18 protein-coding genes are annotated in these 20,255 nt (G+C 38.0%); 11 read left to right on the forward strand and 7 right to left on the reverse strand.

From position 1 onward, the window contains the following. Window positions 1–62: 62 nt before the first annotated feature. The gene (locus tag MTP08_RS10535; RefSeq protein WP_065721552.1) at window positions 63–677 is read right to left on the reverse strand and encodes an alpha-ketoglutarate-dependent dioxygenase AlkB family protein; all 615 of its coding nucleotides are present in this window, start codon (window positions 675–677) and stop codon (window positions 63–65) included. Window positions 678–828: 151 nt separating this feature from the next. Next, window positions 829–1,605, reverse strand: a complete 777-nt coding sequence (locus tag MTP08_RS10540; protein WP_065721551.1) for an XRE family transcriptional regulator — start codon at window positions 1,603–1,605, stop codon at window positions 829–831. Window positions 1,606–1,666: 61 nt separating this feature from the next. Here MTP08_RS10540 and dinB point away from each other — a divergent pair, with 61 nt between their 5' ends. The 3 genes from dinB to MTP08_RS10555 are packed head-to-tail and all read left to right on the forward strand — an operon-like array spanning window position 1,667 to window position 6,178. After that, complete coding sequence (dinB, locus tag MTP08_RS10545) at window positions 1,667–2,809, forward strand: DNA polymerase IV (RefSeq protein WP_123865317.1); 1,143 nt, start codon at window positions 1,667–1,669, stop codon at window positions 2,807–2,809. A gap of 10 nt (window positions 2,810–2,819) precedes the next feature. Then, window positions 2,820–5,882 (forward strand): DNA polymerase III subunit alpha, encoded by a 3,063-nt coding sequence (locus MTP08_RS10550; protein WP_243575944.1) that lies wholly within the window; start codon window positions 2,820–2,822, stop codon window positions 5,880–5,882. Window positions 5,883–5,902: 20 nt separating this feature from the next. Continuing rightward, window positions 5,903–6,178 carry a hypothetical protein gene (locus tag MTP08_RS10555; protein WP_123865315.1) on the forward strand — a complete coding sequence of 92 codons (276 nt, stop codon included), beginning with the start codon at window positions 5,903–5,905 and terminating at the stop codon, window positions 6,176–6,178. A gap of 369 nt (window positions 6,179–6,547) precedes the next feature. Here the strand turns inward: MTP08_RS10555 and MTP08_RS10560 are convergent, their stop codons facing one another. After that, entirely contained in the window at window positions 6,548–6,739 is a 192-nt protein-coding gene (locus MTP08_RS10560) for a TetR/AcrR family transcriptional regulator (RefSeq protein ID WP_373695763.1), read from the reverse strand. Between the two features lie 381 nt (window positions 6,740–7,120). Here MTP08_RS10560 and MTP08_RS10565 point away from each other — a divergent pair, with 381 nt between their 5' ends. The 8 genes from MTP08_RS10565 (at window position 7,121) to MTP08_RS10600 (ending at window position 15,179) form a co-directional block, all read left to right on the forward strand. Further along, complete coding sequence (locus MTP08_RS10565; protein ID WP_123865314.1) at window positions 7,121–7,342, forward strand: serine hydrolase domain-containing protein; 222 nt, start codon at window positions 7,121–7,123, stop codon at window positions 7,340–7,342. Between the two features lie 134 nt (window positions 7,343–7,476). Then, window positions 7,477–7,932, forward strand: a complete 456-nt coding sequence (locus tag MTP08_RS10570; RefSeq protein WP_089768737.1) for a MarR family winged helix-turn-helix transcriptional regulator — start codon at window positions 7,477–7,479, stop codon at window positions 7,930–7,932. Then, on the forward strand, window positions 7,929–9,311 hold the full coding sequence (locus MTP08_RS10575; RefSeq protein WP_123865313.1) for a TolC family protein: 1,383 nt from the start codon (window positions 7,929–7,931) through the stop codon (window positions 9,309–9,311). The genes MTP08_RS10570 and MTP08_RS10575 overlap by 4 nt, the downstream gene beginning before the upstream one ends. A 5-nt stretch (window positions 9,312–9,316) precedes the next feature. Beyond that, on the forward strand, window positions 9,317–10,273 hold the full coding sequence (locus MTP08_RS10580; RefSeq protein ID WP_002978570.1) for an HlyD family secretion protein: 957 nt from the start codon (window positions 9,317–9,319) through the stop codon (window positions 10,271–10,273). Between the two features lie 2 nt (window positions 10,274–10,275). After that, the gene (locus tag MTP08_RS10585) at window positions 10,276–11,436 is read left to right on the forward strand and encodes an ABC transporter permease (RefSeq protein ID WP_123865312.1); all 1,161 of its coding nucleotides are present in this window, start codon (window positions 10,276–10,278) and stop codon (window positions 11,434–11,436) included. 59 nt (window positions 11,437–11,495) lie between these two features. Then, window positions 11,496–12,371 carry a helix-turn-helix domain-containing protein gene (locus MTP08_RS10590; protein WP_123865311.1) on the forward strand — a complete coding sequence of 292 codons (876 nt, stop codon included), beginning with the start codon at window positions 11,496–11,498 and terminating at the stop codon, window positions 12,369–12,371. Window positions 12,372–12,469: 98 nt separating this feature from the next. Continuing rightward, complete coding sequence (locus tag MTP08_RS10595; RefSeq protein WP_123865310.1) at window positions 12,470–14,059, forward strand: oleate hydratase; 1,590 nt, start codon at window positions 12,470–12,472, stop codon at window positions 14,057–14,059. Window positions 14,060–14,231: 172 nt separating this feature from the next. Next, window positions 14,232–15,179 carry an alpha/beta fold hydrolase gene (locus MTP08_RS10600; protein ID WP_243575945.1) on the forward strand — a complete coding sequence of 316 codons (948 nt, stop codon included), beginning with the start codon at window positions 14,232–14,234 and terminating at the stop codon, window positions 15,177–15,179. 75 nt (window positions 15,180–15,254) lie between these two features. Here MTP08_RS10600 and MTP08_RS14745 read toward each other — a convergent pair whose 3' ends face one another. The 4 genes from MTP08_RS14745 to MTP08_RS10625 all read right to left on the reverse strand — a co-directional run bounded on the left by MTP08_RS14745 (window position 15,255) and on the right by MTP08_RS10625 (window position 20,183). Further along, complete coding sequence (locus MTP08_RS14745) at window positions 15,255–17,060, reverse strand: 3-hydroxyacyl-CoA dehydrogenase (protein WP_123865308.1); 1,806 nt, start codon at window positions 17,058–17,060, stop codon at window positions 15,255–15,257. Between the two features lie 62 nt (window positions 17,061–17,122). Continuing rightward, a complete protein-coding gene (locus tag MTP08_RS10615; RefSeq protein WP_123865307.1) occupies window positions 17,123–18,259 on the reverse strand; it encodes a catalase family protein in 1,137 nt (378 codons plus the stop codon). 10 nt (window positions 18,260–18,269) lie between these two features. Continuing rightward, entirely contained in the window at window positions 18,270–19,628 is a 1,359-nt protein-coding gene (locus MTP08_RS10620; protein ID WP_123865306.1) for a Dyp-type peroxidase, read from the reverse strand. Window positions 19,629–19,631: 3 nt separating this feature from the next. Then, window positions 19,632–20,183, reverse strand: a complete 552-nt coding sequence (locus MTP08_RS10625) for a hypothetical protein (protein WP_002978558.1) — start codon at window positions 20,181–20,183, stop codon at window positions 19,632–19,634. Between the last annotated feature and the right edge of the window lie 72 nt (window positions 20,184–20,255).

Consider the following 20,255-nt stretch of genomic DNA (forward strand, 5'->3'; position numbering starts at 1 on the left):
TCAGGATCATCAAATAATCAACTCCGATATACTTTTACAACCTCCCGTTATTAAAAACATCATTAAGCAATCTCATTAACCTTACGAAATGTCAGATTGATGCGTTCTTTCATTAATTTAGATGATTTAGCAATACGGTGTTCCCAATGTTCCTGAAGGTCACCTTTCATCATCAACAATGAACCATTGGGCAGCGGTATACTGTGTCTGCTCTGATGGTAGTTCAACTTTCTGAAATCAAATTTTCTAATCTGTCCGAGACTTAATGATGCAATAACAGGCCGATCTACATACCTGCTTTCTTTATCTCTATGCCAGGCAACGGAATCGTTATGATCCCTATACAGATTCAGAAGAACTGAATTAAATTCACAGCCGAAAGATTCTTCAATTCTACATTTCAAGGAAAGCAGCTCAGGTGTCCACGCATTCACTTCAAATTCACTACCTCCTAATTTGTAGGATTTCTCACTATCACCATACCACGCAGTAAGACGTGGAGTGACCACCTTTTTATCATACATTGTCTGAACTTTTTGTTTCCATGGCGTATTTTCAAGAAGTTTTGTAAAAAGTAAATCTGCTTCTTCAGAAGTCAAGAAATGTTCTCTGAATTCCAACAATTCTTTTGGAAATGTATAGAATTCCTCGGCACTGAATAAACTAAGTTGTCCCATTGCGATATTGACTTTTTTTATTATTTTTACTATATCCTATTTACAACATAGGATTTTTTTTCATCATTTGTGTTTTTACTTCCCTTCGGGGAAGTTTTTGTTGAATGGCGCTGCGATTATACCTTCACTTTTACCCTTAACAAAAAATGAATTAATTCCTATCTCCCATTTTTTCCTTGATCTGCCTTATATCGGTCTTAATCTCTGAAATGAAATTTTGCATATTACGTTCTGCAAATTCATCAGCTCCATACTCTTTTGTATTAATACTGCAGGCAAATTCCCAAATTTCTTTTATATCAGGTAATGCTATTTTATAAGGCTCATAAAATTTATTATCAGCCTTAACCCAAATGCCATCTGCTTCATGAAACTGAAATCTTTTATAACTGATTCCATCATTAGTGGTAATAAAAACATATGTCCTGTCCGTTTTCAGATCAGAAAGATTCTCGACATATTTTCCAACAATGTAGGTTCCGTTTTTGTAAGGTGGCATGGAATCTCCATCTGCAGGAAAAGCCCTGAACTTTCCGCCTTTTAAAAAAGGTAACGATATGGTCTCAAGTGCTTCTATGTACTCCGGATCTCCATAGCCGTTTAGGTATCCCATCGAAGCCTTTTGGGGAATAATTTCAATCTGATCGTTTCCGTCCTGATCGACCCTGATGGGAAGAACAATCCTATTATCCGGAAGTTCCATAATTTCATCGATAGAATATTTACTTACATTGACAGTCAGCAGTAAATCGATGCTGACATTATAATATTTTGAGATTTTAATCAAAATCTCAAGGGGAGGTTCTGCGGCAGCATCTTCATACTTACCGTACCTTCCTCTGGTAATCAAAAGATCATCGGCAACACTTTGTTGCGAAAGATTTTGCTTGCCTCTCAAATACCGCATGTTTTCTGATAAAATTGACATTGCTATAATTTATAGCAACAAATATACAACTTTTTGCTATAAATTGTAATAATTTTACAGCATGGAAAGAGCAATAGTGCATATGGATTTGGATACGTTTTTTGTTTCCTGTGAACGGCTGCAAAACTCCGAACTGGAGAAAAAGCCGATTATCATTGGAGGCGGAGACCGTGGTGTGGTCGCGTCATGCTCTTACGAAACACGATTTTTCGGTGTACGAAGTGCAATGCCCATTAAGATGGCATTAAAGTTATGTCCCGAAGCAAGGGTAATTAAAGGTGATATGGAAATGTATTCCAAGATGTCTCATCTTGTCACTGAAGTAATACAGGAAAAAGTTCCGGTATTGGAAAAAGCAAGCATCGATGAATTCTATCTTGACCTCTCAGGAATGGATAAGTTCTTTGGTTGCTACCAATGGACAAATGAAATCGTCAATGCTGTAACAAAAAATACAGGATTGCCCATCAGTTTTGCCTTGTCCACCAATAAAACAGTGGCAAAAATAGGAACGGGTGAATCCAAGCCTACGGGTAGATTTGAGATCAGGGAACAAAATATCAAACCATTCCTCAACCCTCTTTCCATCAAAAAAATTCCCATGGTTGGTAATGTCACTTTTCAACTGCTTTCGAGATTAGGTGTCCGAACCATTGAGACTTTATCTGAAACTCCCGTTGAAGTTTTGCATCAGCTAATCGGTAAAAACGGAACTGAACTCTGGAAAAAAGCCAACGGAATTGATGATACTCCCATTGTTCCTTACTCGGAAAGAAAATCTATTTCTACAGAGAATACTTTTTCACAAGATACCATTGATGTTCAGAATCTAAGAAGTATTCTATCCGGTATGGTGGAACAACTGGCATTTCAACTGCGTCAGGAAAAGTGGCTGACTTCAACAGTATCAGTTAAAATAAGGTATTCCAATTTTGATACAGAGACTAAACAATGCCGCATTCCCTATACTTCAGCTGATCATACACTCCTGAGATATGTGCTGGAACTATTTAAGAAAGTATATACCCGAAGAATGCGTATACGTCTTATCGGCGTAAAGTTCACAGGGCTGGTTCATGGCTGTCATCAAATGAATCTTTTCGAAGATACTGAAGAACTGATTTCTCTATATCAGACCATGGATAAAATTAAAAACAGGTTTGGAAGCACCAGTGTAGGCAGAGCATCTGGATTATTAAAATAAATAAGAATTTATGTTTCTCAATTGTCATTCCTATCACAGTCTCCGTTATGGAACCATTTCTATTCAGGATTTGGTTCGTCAGGCTGCAGATTGTCAACTGCAAACTGTAGCATTGACTGATATCAATACAGTGACAGGTATTTATGATTTTTTTAAACTGTGCACAGAAAAAGGTATTAAGCCTATTGTGGGAGTGGAAATCAGAGTAGAGAGCAGGTTGTATTATATATGTCTGGCTAAAAATCAAAAGAGTGTTGGAGAGATCAACAGGCTCCTCACCCATTACAATTGTGATGGAGTAGAAATTCCAAAGCACAATCCAATGCTTCAAAATACCATTATCATATACCCATTGCACAACATTCCCGAAGTTTTGCAAGATTTTGAATATATAGGTATCAGGCCCGAAGAACTTAATCAGCTTATAAAACCCCAACTTAAAAAATGGATCAGTAAAATGGTCATATTACAACCTGTGACCATTACAACCAGACAGGAGTACAATCTTCACAAAATATTGAGAGCAATTGACAACAATACCCTTATCAGTAAATTAGACGCTGAAGATTACTGCAAGGAAACAGAAACCTTTGTCGGTAAAAAAGAATTGTTAGATCAATATCGAAATTATCCTCAAATTATCAATAATACCGCTGCTGTTATTAATCAATGCAGTTTCGATTACAATTTTTCAACCCCAAAAAATAAGCAGTACTTTACAGACAGCAGAGAAAATGATTTTAAACTGCTGACTCGGTTAGCAAACGAAGGGATGGTAGTAAGATATGGAGATGTTCATCCCGAAGCTAAAGCCAGAGTCGAAAAAGAACTAGCCGTTATCGATCATTTAAAATTCAGTGGTTACTTTCTCATTACCTGGGATATTATTCAGTACAGCAACAAAATGGGATTCATGCATGTAGGGCGAGGAAGCGGTGCAAATTCCATTGTAAGCTATTGTCTTGGAATAACCGATATTTGTCCGTTGGAACTGGATCTGTATTTTGAAAGATTTTTGAACCTTAACCGTAAAACTCCTCCCGACTTCGACATCGACTGGAGCTGGAATACCCGGGACATCATTCTTGAATACATCTTCAACAAATACGGCAAAGACCATGTAGCCTTTTGCGGAACCAATGTTGAGTTTAAATACCGATCCATTTTCAGGGAAGTCGGAAAAGCATTTGGTTTACCAAAAGAGGAATTGGACGTACTAGCAACAAGACCGATGAGTGAGCATGATGATAATTCGGTATTTAAGCAGGTTCATAAATACGGTAAGCTTCTTGAAAAGTTTCCAAATCAAAGAAGTATGCATTCATGCGGAATCCTTATTTCTGAGGAGCCAATTACCAATTATACAGCATTAGAAATGCCTCCAAAAGGATTTCCGATCGTACAATTTGATATGCATACGGCCGAAGACATTGGTTTTGAAAAGTTTGATATCTTATCCCAAAGAGGGCTGGGAACAATCAAAGATACTGTGGACTTGATCAAAGAGAAAAGAGGTATTACCGTTGATATCAAAGATACTACCCTATCAAAAAATGAGGCAAATTGCAATGAATTCCTAAGCATAGGGAAAACGATAGGTTGTTTCTATATAGAAAGTCCCGCAATGCGCGGGCTTTTGAGAAGACTTAAATGCGAAGATTATAAAACATTGGTTGCCGCTTCATCCATTATCCGTCCAGGCGTAGCTCAGAGCGGAATGATGAAAGAATATATTTTCAGACATAACAACCCAAAAAAATTTGAATACTTTCATGATGTTTTCAAAAAGGAATTAGGTGAGACTTATGGCATCATGGTCTATCAGGAAGATGTCATTAAAATTGCACTGCATTTTGGAGGACTGTCTGCAGCCGATGGTGATGTCTTACGACGGGCGATGAGTGGTAAAGGAAGATCGTTATCTGCTTTGCAAAAGGTCAAAGACCATTTCTTTGAATCATGTAAAGATTTGGGGCATCCTGAACAACTCTCAAAAGAAGTGTACCGGCAAATTGAGTCCTTTGCAGGATATTCTTTTTGTAAAGCGCATTCAGCCTCTTATGCTGTCGAAAGCTACCAGAGTTTATATCTTAAGGTCTACTATCCTATCGAATCCATGGTTTGTGCCATCAATAATGGTGGTGGATTTTATAGGACTGAAGTGTATGTACATGAAGCGAAAATGTCGGGCGCAACCATTAACAATCCCTGTGTCAACCTCAGCGAATATCAAACAACAGTCTATGGTCAAGATGTCTACTTAGGATTAATGCATATCGAAAAGGTAGAAGGAAAAATCGCCATGATGATCCCTGAAGAGAGACGTAAAAACGGAAATTATACCTCTCTGGAAAATTTCGTCAAGAGAATACCTATTGGAATAGAAACTTTGCAGACGCTAATTTTTATCGGTGCATTTAGGTTTACGGGGAAACAAAAACATGAGCTGCTCATTCAGGCGAGATTTCTCTTTGGGAATGACCAGTCAACATTAAAACAACCAACCTTACTTGATGAACCGCAAAAAGAATACACACTTCCAACAATTGTTAAAAATCCTTTTGAAGATGCTTTTGATGAAATTGAAATATTGGGATTTCCTGTGTCATTCAGTCCATTCGATCTTTTGCAGACAAAGTATCGAGGATCGGTCATGGCGAAAGATTTGGTAAAATACCATAAAAAACAAATCAAAATGCTTGCTTACTTGATCTCCAGAAAACATGTTCCCACCAAAAGAGGAGCCATGTTTTTCGGAACATGGATTGATGCGGAAGGAGCCTATTTTGATACGGCACATTTTCCCAATTGTCTCGAGGAATATCCTTTTCAAGGTGGAGGATGTTACCTGTTATTAGGAACAGTCGAAGTAGATTTTCATTTCCCTACGATCACCATCCATAAAATGGCGAAGATGCCTTTTGTCCCTGATCCCAGATACTCCATGGATAAAGAAAAATCACTCGAAGCTGCTAGATCTCTGCATGAAGATATCAGCATGACCCAAAGAAAACCGTATCCTCAGGAACATGAAATTGGATTACCGAGACAGAAAATGAATTCAGTAAAATAACTATAATCAAATATTTTTCAATGAAACTTAAAGCGACTATTGTTGAAGAAACAAGCCCGAATGACAATTCAGTAATCGTTACTTTTGAAGGGGACAAAAATAAAAAACATTTTGAAGTTAAATGCTCATTTAATCCTTTTGTTCATAAAATGAGAAAATGGGACAGCTGGGAAATGGTAATTAAATGGGATAGCGAAATTTACACCGATAAGAAATCGGGATCAAGATCCTATTTCACTTACCTGCTTTGTGATAAAGCGTTTGAGATTAACTCTCCTTATGGTAAAAAGGATTAAACTGCTAATAACTAATTGATACTTAATAGCCAAAAAATATTAATAATACCCGTAGTGCATTTAGGTAATCAACCGCAATTATCAAAACCAGAAATAATTTTACTAGGTGGCACTGTCGAATATAGCGGAACTGGAGGAAATCATTTCTACAGTTTTGTTAACGGAAGTTATAATTATTTAATCTATCGATTTGTAATACACTCAAAGGACACAGCGGAAATAAAATTAAGTATACAGCATTTCAATGAAAATATTTTTTCAGAATATGGTTCAATCAAATAGGAATATGAATCATGAAAAAAATATTGGAATCTTCACGAGTTGGAGATTACGATCAGTTGGAAAACCTTACATGATCAGTTATTGATATTACGCTTTATACTTGTTTCCCTGTATAAAACTGGTGAGCTCATTAAACCAATAATTGTGACGAACTTTCAGAAACTCAACACAGAGATCTTCCTTGGATTGATAATGCTGATAGAAACTTGCCTTAGCCACCTTCGCCTCTGCAATGATCTGGTTAATCCCGGTAGAATTATAGCCCTGATTGGCAAAAATTCAAAAGGTCGTATTCAGAATTCTTTCTCTCGGTGGTATCATACTTGGATTTTTATAGGTCAACTGTATAACTAAAAAACAAAATAGACAAACTTGTCTGTATGTATTTTTATTATTTTTTATCTGTTGAGGATTTTCGGGTCTAGAAATATACTTTTGCTATCGTAGGATTGATCTTCGGTTGTTATAGTTACTAGGATACCTAGTGTAAGTAAAATACGATTGAAGATGCCTATAAGGATTGAAAAAGTAATGATACTGAATGTTGGACGGCGCATTTATCAATTTTTAAAATCAGTCTTATCATCCTTATTATTATTTTTCTGCTCGATCTCAGCATTTTCCTAGACCGACAGCATTGATGTCTTTATTCAAGGTCAGATGCAAAAACGGAGAATCCCAGGTCTGGAACTGGCGATTGTCAGAAATGGTAAGATAGTTAAAACGGGGTTCTATGGTCTGGCTAATATCCAGGATTCTATTCCGGTAAGCAGCAAATCGGTTTTTACAATCAATTCTATTACCAAAGCTTTTGTGGGCGTTGCCATTCTGCAATTGGCAGAAGAAGGAAAATTAAAACTTAACGATCGTTTATTTCACTAATCACAAATTGTCTTAACAATAATTAAATCAAAAGCTTATGTCATCTCAATCATATTAAGATTTAAAAAAATTTAACACAAATAGTTGTTATTACAACTATTGTTTAATTAACTTTGTTCAATAATAATTTTTATATGAAAGCTGAAAAAATATTAACTGAACAAGATCGATACAATCTGCTTACCGGTAATGTACCTCTACTGTTCAACCGTTTTTTGGGTCAGCAATTCAAATTGAATAATATTAACCTGACCCGGGAACAATGGTCGGTGCTAGTACCTTTATGGAAACAACAGGGATGTTCACAGCAGTCAATAGCAGATTTTACCCACAGGGATAAACCCAGCATAACTAGACTTATTGATCAATTGGAAAAAGAAGGTTACGTAGAAAGAAGGTCTCACCCTACTGACAGAAGGCAAAATCTAATATATTTAACAAATAAAGGAAAGGAGATAGAGGAAAAAGTAATGTATATTGTGAACAATGTCACCGAAAGAGCAACCAGAGGACTTTCCGAAAATCAAATTATGGAGATAAAAAACTTCTTTCAGCATATTCAAAACAACATTCAAAACGAAATGTTATGAAAAAAATAAAGTTAGCCATTACATTGATCCTATTCGGCACTATCACCAACGCACAGATTCTTATAAGTAAGGATTTGGATTATGCTATCGGAAAGGCATTGCAAAAAAATACTGAAATAAGGAATCAAGATCTTGAATTACAAAAATTAGAATTAGAACGCAAAAGCATATTGGCCAAATATATACCGAAGGTCGAGGCGTCAGGTTTATACTCTTACATCAGCAGTGATGCAAAATTAGATCTAGCTACCCTGAATTTACCCATCACAGGATATCCTGTTTTTGGGGGATCTTCCGATTTCAGCACAAATGCGAATATCCTTAATGGAGGTATTACCGCAAAAGCGGTACTGTTCAGTGGCGGACAAATCCTAAATGGAGCCAAGGCTCTCAAAGAAAAAAACACAGGAACAGCTTTTATGATGGAAAATCAGAAAAATGAGGTCATAAAAGATATCATAGGGAGCTTTGACCGTCTCAAACTTCTGGAAACCGCCGAAAAACTCATCGATAACAGCGAAAAGAGATTGAATAAGGAAAAAGAAAGAGTAGAAAAGGCGATATCCGAAGGGTTGGCAATTCCTTACGACCGAGATAAGATCAAACTTTCCACTCTGGAATTGGCTTCCAAACGTGCAGATGTTCAAAATAAAAGAAAACTTCTGATACTCAAGATAAAACAATCCACCAATCTTTCTGAAGAAGAAATTCTTAAAACCAATCATCAGTTGGAGCCCATCATTATTTTGGACAGCCTGAGCACAGCAGAACGAAATGAGGTAAAAGCACTGGAATCTTTCAAAAAAGCTTCCGAATATGCCCTTAAAAAAGAAAAAGGAAGCCTTCTTCCCACAGTTGGGGCTTTTGCGGGATATAGCTATGCATCATTATATAATGCCAATACAAAAGTGCCGATTGAACAATTAAATACGACCGCCAATTTGAAACTAAATGAATTGACACTACATCCGAACTGGATGTTAGGCGTGGCCGTGAAATGGGAACTCTTCAGCGGATTTGAACGTAAACATAAAATAGACGAAGCCAAAATAGGACTCGCCCAGGTTGAAAATAAACTAGCTGACACCAAAGAAAAAGTAGACCTGGAATTGGAAAAAAACAAGGTAGAATACAATACCACGATACATAAGGTAGATATTGCGATCCAAAGGGAAAAAATAGCACAAAATAATAATGAGATAGCATCAAAACAATACAGATTAGGGCTTATTAACGTCACTGAACGCCTGGGGGCGGAAAACGATATATACAAAGAATCCTTAAACAAAGTAGAAACCGTGATTGAACAGCGTAATGCTGCTATTGAAGTTTACCGTGCATCGGGAAAATTATCAAACTTTATTAAAATCCAAAACTAAGCAAAATGAAAAAAATTATTTACATACTAAGCATTGCAGGCATTTTAGCTTCTTGTGAGAATAAACCGAAAGTATCACAAACCATCCAGGGAAAGACCGAGCGGGAAGAGATTGCAGTAGTAGGCAAAATAGCAGGCAGGATAGATAAAATTCTGATCAGCGAGGGAGCTCTTGTTAAAAAAGGAGATACATTGGCGATATTGGAAATCCCGGAAGTAGACGCAAAAAAATCACAGGCACAAGGTGCGGTAAAATCTGCTCAGGCACAATATGAGATGAGTGTACACGGTGCTACTGCCAATCAGTTGGCACAGCTCTATGCCAAGAAATCCGCTTTGGTAGAGCAATATGAGTTTGCAAAAAAATCGCTGGCAAGAATGAATGCAATGGTAAAGGATTCACTGGTTCCGCAACAGCAATATGATGAAGTATTCGCCAAGTATCAGGGAGCCAAATCACAAATGATAGCCGTAGATGCAGAAATTGCCGATGTTAAAAACGGGGTCCGCATAGAACAGCAAACAATGGCGTTGGGACAAAAAGACCGTGCACAAGGAGCTTTGGAAGAAGTACAGGTTGCCGAGAAAGAAAGGTATATCATTGCACCACAGGATATGAAAATAGAATCCATCACATTGAAGCTGGGGGAACTGGCACTACCAGGATATACGCTTTTCAAAGGTTCTCTTAATAATTCCATTTATTTCCGTTTTACTATTCCTGAAAGCCAATTGGCAAATTATGCACAAGGAAAAGAAATCAATGTGCATATACCTTACAAGAATCGGGATATCAAAGGGAAAATCAGAAATATAAAACAAATAGGTGCCTATGCTAATATTGCTACAGCATATCCTGATTATGAAGTGCAGGACGCTTTGTATGAAATATTGATAGACCCTATTAACATCCAACAAGCAAACGATATTCTAAGCAAAACAACAGTAACGCTAAAACCTTAATAATGAAAACATTTCTCAATCTGATCAAACGGGAGTTCGGTTTGTTCTGGAGCAACAAGGTTCTCAGAATTTTGTTTATTGGGGCTCCTTTGATGTACGGTGTTTTGTTGGGATATGTTTACAGCAAAGGGAAAGTGACAGATTTACCAATCATAGTGGTAGATTATGACCAAAGCGCACTCAGCCGGAAAGCCATCGAAATGATGAATGACAACGAAGTTTTGTCTGTTGCAAGGCTGCAGTTTGATGAGACAAACCTCAATCGTTTGATGATTGAGAAAGATGCAACCTGCGTCGTTATTATCCCAAAAGATTTTGAGAAAGATGTGCTGACAAAACGATATCCTGAAGTCACTACCATAGTCAATACTGCAAATGTATTGACCGCAAATTATTCTTCATCAGCACTTCAGCTGGTCTTAGGAACCCTCAAAGCAGGAACACAGGTCGAAACATTGCGCAAACAAGGAGTTCCGGAAAATTTGCTAATGAGCCAGTATGAGCCATTTAAAACCACGTTTATAAAAAAGAACAATAGAAGCACCAACTATATGTATTTTTTGTGGCCAGGTGTTTTGGCTACTGTGCTTCAGCAGGTATTACTATTGGGGCTTGCTCTTTCTTTTGCTTCCGAGTTTGAAAACGGCACTTTCAAATATCTGGTACATAGAAGCCGTTCTGCATTTATGCTGATACTGGTTAAAATCTTGCCTTATCTCATAATGAGCTTCGGGATATGGCTGATGTACTGGGGTTTTACCAAGTGGTTCAGAATTCCTTTTTATGAAAACATTTTTCCGCTTACCCTTATAGCGGGCGTTTTTGTAATCTCGGTCTGCTTTATAGGAATTTTGGTAAGTATCCTTGTTCCGAACCAGCTGAAAGCTACGGAAATCCTTATGGTTATTGCCACACCCAGCTTTATCCTGTCAGGATTTACCTGGCCGCTCAGCCAAATGCCCGCTTGGGTTCAGTATATTGCAAATATCATCCCGCTTACACATTTCCTGCCTGCCTTTAGAATACTTATCATAGAAAAAGGCGCTGTAGACCTCACCTATCCCTATGTTATAAAAATGATAATCATAGGAACAGTAAGCGCCATTGCCAGCTATAGTGTTTTATTTTACAAAGTCCGAAAGATTAAAAGAGAGGAGCTGTAGCGAAGTAAATATAATACGAAAATTATATCAGCCTGCATAAATCTATTAAATAAGAAGCTATGAAAGCTTACGAAAGTATTAAAGAAATATTATCTTTTTATCACGTACATTGTGAGGAACCTTACTTTATATCGTCAGGAAAACTCATTTTTGAATTCCCAAAAAGACTCTTCCGAATGGATTTTTATGCATTCTGCATCTGTGTTTCTGGTAGTATAGATTTAGAAATTGATAATCAGCATTACAAGATATCCCAAAACGGATTCCTGATATCTGCTCCGTCAACAATTATAAAATTTGTAAATACCAGCAAAGATTTCCGTATGAAGGTTCTATTCTTTGAAAAGAATTTCCTGCTCAAGAACATTTCTAATCCATTTTTTATCGAGAATCTGTCTCTATTCAATAAAAATAGCTTTAACGTGGTAATTTCCAACGAATCAAGTAGTACGCACTTAATCAATTTATTGGATTATCTTCAACAGCAGACCACGAGGAATGGTCGTTTTACAGAAGATATTGTTCGTACTATTATTATTAATATTTTATTGGAAGTTGCAGTCCTAACTGATAAAGACAGAAAAGACAACGCATATCCTACTCCACAGGATAACAATAATATTTTTTTTAAATTCAATGAATTGGTGAAAGAAAATATTTTGCAGCATAAGGACGTACAATACTATGCGGACAAGCTATTCATTACCAACAAATATCTTATTCTGATTGTAAAAAAAGCGACCGGCAAAACGCCACATCAGATTATTGATGAGGCCTTATTAAAAGAAGTATACGTTCTGCTCGGCTATCCAGAAAAAAATATTTCTCAGATTGCATTTGAAACGGGCTTTAATTCTACCTCTGCATTCGGCCGTTTCTTTAAAAAGCATGCGTCAATATCGCCCCAAAAGTACCGAAGACAACAGCATTTTTAAAAAAGAAATTCCGTATATGATTTTCGAATTTAGGGATACCAAGGAATTAAGGTATATCAATACCTTTATCATATAAAAATAACCAAAAAAAATATCATATGAGCAATTCGAACAAACATGCATATTTCATCGGAGGCGGATTGGCAAGTCTTGCCGGTGCCGTATATCTGTTAGAAGACGGAGACTTTAAAGGCGAAAACATTCACATCATTGAAGCCTTGCCTATTTTGGGTGGTAGCAACGATGGTGCGGGAACTAAAGAAAAAGGGTTTATTTGTCGTGGCGGGCGTATGCTCAACGAAGAAACCTATGAAAACTTTTGGGAATTAACATCCCGTATCCCTTCTCTGGATGTCCCGAACATTTCCGTAAAAGATGAAATTATGGCATTTGACCACGCGAATCCGACAAAGGCAAAAGCTCGGTTGATTGACAAGAACGGAAACATTTTACCCGTAACGGATATGGGTTTCAACACTCAGGACCGGATGAAATTTGTGAAATTGTTTTTTGCCGATGAAAATGATTTAGACAACATTACCATTCGTGATTGGTTTGACGACCATTTTTTTACGACCAACTTCTGGTATATGTGGCAAACCACTTTCGCCTGGCAGGAATGGAGCAGTATTTTTGAATTTCAACGCTATATGAAACGTATGCTGTTGGAATTTTCAAGAATCGAAACACTCGAAGGGGTTACCAGAACACCATACAACCAATATGAATCCGTTATCTTGCCGTTGAAGGCATTTCTGGACCAGCATAAAGTGGACTTTTCATTAAGAAAAACCGTTACCGATTTGGATTTTGCCGATGATGATGGCATTACCGTAACGGAAATAGAATGCATCAATGCAGAAGGAAATACAGAGAAAATAACCGTGAATGAAGGCGATTTGGTATTCTTTACCAACGGATGTATTACAGATAATTCTAATAACGGCGATTATAATACGCCTGCAAAATATTTACCGTCAAATCCGCCAAGTTTTGCATTATGGCGTAAAATTGCCAACAAGAAACCCGGCAAATTGGGTAACCCCGACCCGTTCTTTACCAAACCTGATGAAACAAAATGGTATTCATTTACGCCAACATTCAAAGGAAATAAATTTCTGAAACTTATTGAAGAATACACTGGAAACAAACCCGGCAGCGGAGCTTTGATGACATTTAAAGATTCATCGTGGCGAATGTCAATTGTGGTGGCTGCACAACCGCATTTCAAAGCGCAAGGCGATGATACTACTATTCTTTGGGGCTACGGATTATATCCAGATGCAGTGGGAGATTATGTGAAAAAGCCGATGATTGATTGCACGGGCGAAGAAATTTTGACAGAGTTGATTCATCATTTACATTTTGAAAAGCACGAACAGGAAATAAAAGATAGCATTATCAATGTTATTCCGTGTATGATGCCTTACATCGATGCTTTGTTTCAGCCAAGAGCTAAAAAAGACCGCCCTGCAGTTGTTCCTGAAGGCAGCACCAACTTAGCAATGATTAGTCAGTTTGTAGAAATACCGGAAGATATGGTTTTCACGGAAGAATATTCGGTTCGTGCAGCACGCATCGCGGTATATACCCTACTCGGCCTCGATAAAAAAGTAACACCAGTAACGGAACACTGGAAAAAACCAGACGTTTTGGCAAAAGCCATCCATACCTCTTACAGAAATTAAAAATAAAAAAAGAGCTGCCTTTACACTTTATCGAAGTTCTTTATTGCTAAAGGCATATCTCTCTTTAATCTATAAAAGAGATTGTCTATAATAACCAATTTATCTAACTTTATTCTGCTCTTGCTTTTGTCAAGGGCAGAATATTTATTTTTAAACAAAACCAACCGACTCTATGGCAAAACAAACATCAGGATATATAAACAGGAAGAAAATTGCCAACTCAGGTACGCACAATCTTTTTTATGAATTATTCGAACCAATAAATGAACCTCCAAAGGCTACACTCCTTATACTACACGGGATGCAGGAGCATAGCGGTCGTTATAAAGATTTTGCGGAAAATCTGGCGAACAATGGTTTTGCTGTTCTATTATATGACCATCTCGGACACGGAAAAACGGCGGAAAACCGGGAAGAACTTGGTTATTTTCAAAAAGAAAATCCCAAGCAGCAACTTATAGACGATGCCGCAACGATGGCAGCATTTTTAGAAAACAACTACCCTAACATTTCTCACTTTTTACTGGGGCATTCTATGGGATCTTTCATTGCAAGATGCTTACTTCAGAATCAGGAAGCTGATTTCAAAGGCGCGGTCATCGTGGGAACGGGAGGAAAAATCAACGGAATCGGTTTTGCAAGATTTTTCCTGTCCATCAACAATATTATTGCCTCAAAACACCGGAGCAAATTCATCAACCAAACTTTTTCAAAAATTAATAATCAACATTTTAAAGGCGAGAAAGATGGCGACCTTACCAGTTGGCTGAGCCTCAGCAAATCCAACCGGGAATCATTTTGCCGGGACAGCCTATGCGGAGTACCTTTTACCAATAATGGTTTTTACGCATTAGTTTCTCTAAATCAACAGGCAACGGAAAGAAAATGGGCAGAAAAATTACCAAAGGAATTTCCTTTTCTTTTTGTAAGCGGAGCTGATGATCCGATAGGAGACTTCGGAAAAGGTGTCGAAAAAACGACAACACAAATGCAAAAAGATGGTTTTACAGATGTTAAAACTAAAATTTATCCTGCTATGCGGCACAAAATACTTAATGAAGATATTAAAGAATCTGTTTATGAAAGTATAAAGGCTTGGCTCTATGAAAAAATATCATAAACAAAAAAGTATTTTAATTAAAAATAATTGATTAATAATTAAAATACTTCGTTTTTAATGGAAATTTAGCATTTATCAAGCTTTTAAAAAATCCTTGCTTTGCCATTCCGGATCAGGATATTTGTAAAAACCTTCGCCGGATTGCTGACCAAGTTTTCCTTTGTCGATAAGTTCGGTTTTTAGCTTTTCTGCTATTTTTTGTGTTAGTTCTCCCGGGATTTCTTTTAAGATGTTATAATTGGTGTTCATCCCATTCAAATCTAAAATAGCCATCGGTCCAAAAGGAGCACCTGTTGCTATTCTCCAGGTTTTATCAATGGTTGCAGGATCGGCAACGTCATTCGCCCACAGTGCAAGGCCAGCCACCAAAAGCGGAATCAACAAAGAATCCAGAACATAGCCCGATTTTTCTTTCTTCAGTTCCACGGGAAGCATAGCAATGGATTTTGCAAACTCTACAATCTCGTTATAAACCGTTGGGTCGGTTTGATCAGAACCCATTATTTCTGCCGTATTACGAACCATTATATGATTGGCAAAATGTAAATGGATGAATTTTTCCGGACGATCGGTAAATGTGCTTAATCTGCTCGGCAAAAGTGTGGATGAGTTGCTCGCAAAAATGGTTTTTTCCGGCGCCTGCTTAGAAGCTTTTTCCCAGAAATCTTTTTTGATATCGATGCTTTCCGGTACGGCTTCTATTAATAAATCAGCATCTTGTAAAGAAGCTTTCAAATCTGTCGAATAAGTGAGATTATTTTTGGTATTTTCGATTTTTTCTCCCTCAGCTTTCAGGTAGTTTTTATATTCTTCAGCCAAGACATCAAAACGGTTTTTTGCCTTATTTAAAGCTTCATCATTAACATCATAAACCGTGACTTTATAGCCGAAATGAGCGCACTGCACCGCAATCTGAAAACCGAGAACACCACTTCCAGCCACCACAACATTTTTGATTCTGATTTTAGATAAATCGGCTTCCGGCACTTTCAAAAAATCTGGACTTTGCCACGAAGGATTTGGATATTTGTAAAAGCCTTCGCCAGTAGAAATTCCCAGTTTATTTTGGTCAATGAAGGTTGATTTAAGTTTATCCAGCACAATCTTATCATCTGTTTTGCCCTTGTCTACTTGCAGTTTGTAAATGTTGTATGGTGTCGTCAATCCGATAATATCATACAAAGCCATTGGTCCGTAAGGCGAACCAGTTCCCAGCATCCAGGTTTTGTCGATGGTTTCTGGCGTAGCATAATCGCCAATCCAAAGCTGCATTCCGGCATTCAGAAATGGATTTAATAAAGAATTGAGCACATATCCTGGAACTTCTTTTTTCACCAAAACAGGCACCATCCCTATCGCCTTGGAAAAATCGACAATTTCCTCAGTTATTTTTTCGTCGGTTCCTGGATGGGGCATAATTTCCGCCGTATTTCGCAACCATATTTGATTAGCAAAATGCAGGTTAAGGTATTGCGCTGGTCTTCCTGTCACCTCAGCAAACTGACTTGGCAACAAGGTGGATGAATTACTTACAAAAATGGTTTTCTTCGGTGCAATTGACGAGAGTTGCTTATAAAATTCCGTTTTTATTTTAATATCTTCTGGCACTGCTTCTATCAAAAGATCGGCATCTTTCACAGCAATTGCCAAATCGGATGAATAGTGCAGTCTTTCCCTGGCTTTTGCAATTTGTTCTTCGGTGGCGTCAAGATCCTTTTTATGACTTTCGGCCAAGCCGTCGAACTTTGCTTTCGCCTTTTCCAGCACCTCATCACTGATATCGTAAACAGTGGTTTCAAATCCGTAAATTGCTGTTTGAAAAGCAATTTGGAATCCTAAAACACCACTTCCAGCTACCGTTACATTTTTTATTTTGCTCATAATTTTGGTTGATTTTTGGTAATAAACTTTACGGAACTAGGACTCAGAATCTTCATTTTCAATTATAATTGATAAAACTCCGGACTGAATGCTTCCTCCAAATTCTTTGGTTCTTTACGTTTTTTGTGATTTAGCTCGTGTCTTGAGGTTGAAGATGTCACATACGCTGACTGCCGTGAACGCTGTAAATTCCCGATCGGTGAATTCTCTTCGATGGTTCTGAACGGTGTAAACGACAGATTTTCCATAATTTCAAAATTACCATCCTCAGGAACCGTTTGTTTTGGTATTGTGATTTTTGCCACCGTACGGAATGGTGATAATTCCTGCGACCATTCTTTTGTAAGGTCATTCACAGGCATTTCTTTCAGGTCTTTGCAAAGTTGTATTTGCAACTCAAACGTAAGGTCTTTTTGAGCTATTTCTTTGATAATTCCTTTTCTGTACGGCCATTCTGCGCTGTCTAGATCAATATTTTTTTCAGTGATGGCGTTCTTGGTCTGCTCAGTTGGGCTCACTCTTACTTTGGCGATATAATCACCGTGGCGAACTGCTCCCATACTGTAAAATTCATAAAGAAAACTGTTGATGGAAGGGATTTTTTGAAAAGTTTTAAGCGCTCCCAATTCCTTCAAAGCCTCAAAATTTGGAAATGCTTTTTTATTTTCGGTGACCCAAAGTGTGGCAAATTCCAATTTTCCCAAGGCTCCCTTTTCAAAGAAATCATTTAGCTTTAAAAACAGCTTTGAAATGAAAACATAATGTTCTGCCGAGTTGCAGAAAAACACCGGATTATTAATCAGGTTAAAATCAACATTGGGAGAATCTTCCTCTCCGGGAGATAATTTTTTGCCATCTATCCCAAAAATCTTTAAAGCAAATCCTTGTGCATTACCGCTAAGTTTATCGGGCAAAACTCTGGACGAACCATTGGAAAAGCGAACTGCTGCCTGGTGTTTTCCGGGTTTCGCATAAATGCCCTGCGCCAGTTCTACGGGCAGATTATCCAAAATTTCAACCTCTGCTTTCAGCACTGCATAGCCATTGGCGTGCGCATCTCTTGTATGATGGGTCGCCCTGCTTAGGTTTGGCGTATTTTTGATGTATTCGCGGATATCGTTATTAATGGTAGTAATATACTCATCGAAATTTTCTGGAATTTCTTCCACTTCGTAACTGTACTTGATGTAATCTTCCATAGTGCTTTTTTTATTTTAATTCGCTAATCCATTTTAAAGCAGAAATGCTTGGAATAAAACAATATTCGCCGCCTTTCACAATGTTGTAGGTCTGCAAACCACGGTATCTTTTGATGAGGGGTTCTCCCGGTGCAGAAAACAGTGCGTCTTCGTCCTGTACACCAATCATAGGATCTTTTTCTGTTCCCAGATTTTGGGAGTTACCATCGTTTGCCCATTGTTTTTGAAGAAATTCCAGTGTTCCCATTGCATCGGCACTAATGCCAATAAAGTACTGTCCACGTTCCTTACCGTCATTTTTAGTTACCTCCGGCGGAACAATTTCGCCAAAAGTTACACTTTTTCTGATGATCCTGTGCAAACGTTCATCCTCCAAAACAAAAGATTTGGAATCTCTTGGGTTCATCCTGCGGATATGCGAACTGAACGGACACTTTTTACCGTACTCATCATTCTTGAAAGAAAAATCATTGTTCTTTTGCATATCATCTCCTAGCGCTTTATCATCCTTTTCGGGAGCTAAAACCAAAGGTGCACCACTTCGCCAGCGACCTACCATTTTGGCAGCCAAGAGTTCTCCCTCTTCCGGCGAAGAAGAATTTTCCTTAATGAATTGATTAAATTCTGCTACCTGACTTTGGTACTTTCTGAAAACCATAAAAGAACCGTTCTTACCTAAAACTTCAGGTTGTGGAAATGGCTTTATGATGCCTGCTTCTCCAGGATAGCCCATTATAAATTCGCCTGCTTTAAGCGGACGGTCAAATCCGGGAGGAACATCTATCCCACTGCCTTCAATTTCCGGATTGCTGATGCCATCCCTGAATCCGAATACATTTTTAACCTCTTCAGATACGGCGAAATCGTGGCTCATTATTACTTCTACGCCGCTGTTATTCGTCAATTTAGAACGAAATTCCTCCAGCTGGCTTTTCCACGCCTCTTCATTGTTGGCGATAATTGCAGCAGCGATGTGAATATGTGATCTTTTAAAAACCTTTTCCCAGTTTTTAGGGTCATTGACTCCAATGTCGTACAGAAACCGGGAACGTTCTGCCATTCCCTCCTTGAAGGATTCGGGAAAAGTATCGAGTGACTCTTGAGGCACACCGATTTTTTCCAGACCTTTATAAGTGAATGTCAAAGTAACCGATGCGCCTTCATTCTTATGCCAGTCTTCCGCAGAACTCACAATCGGCAAGAGTTTTTGGAGCATTTGTCTGGCTGCCACAGCATCTTTGATTTCAATAATAGCCACTGTTCCGAAATATGGTATAGGTCGGCTTCTGAGAATTAAGGCCTGTATTTCGTTCAGCTCAATTTCAACTTTATTGGGATTAAAAATCCGCTTTAAAAATTCCAATGCCATAGGTTAGATTTTATTTGCTTCGTCAATTGCCTTATTCAGTCCTTTAATGATTTTATCATTTCTCCTTATATCATTCACCGTAAGATGCGGAACACCTACATACCAACCTGTCGCAGTAATCTGATGGTCTAGAATGAACTGTTTTACACTCGGGTTTTTTATGCCTGGCCAGCCTTCTACATTCCCAAAAATGATGTCCATTAGCTGCGGAATTTTTGTAGCGAAATCATCAATATAAGCATCCCAGTCGCCATCGTAAGCCGTGCAGAAAAGAATCTTGGTATCGTTATCAAACAAAACTATACGAAGGTCATGCAGCGTTCCTACTTTGGTTGCGCCTTTCAGATCCCCACCTGCAATTTCCATTATGGTTCTGAGATTTTCTGCACCTCCGGGTTTTAGGTCTGCCATCGCAGTTAACTCAGATACACGGCCGGATCTTAACCCTTTTCTTCCGGCAGATGTAGTGGAATGGTCATAACCATCATCGATACCTTCACTGAAATTCGCCTTTGCTAACTCGGCAGCCAATTTTACTTTGTCTATAAAACTCATAATTAAGATTTTTGATTAATACTAATTCACATTATTTTTCAAGATGAAACAATAATCTTAAAGAGTTTATTA

Origin of the sequence: Chryseobacterium oryzae (genome assembly GCF_022811665.1) — a bacterium.
GTDB classification, from domain to species: domain Bacteria; phylum Bacteroidota; class Bacteroidia; order Flavobacteriales; family Weeksellaceae; genus Chryseobacterium; species Chryseobacterium oryzae.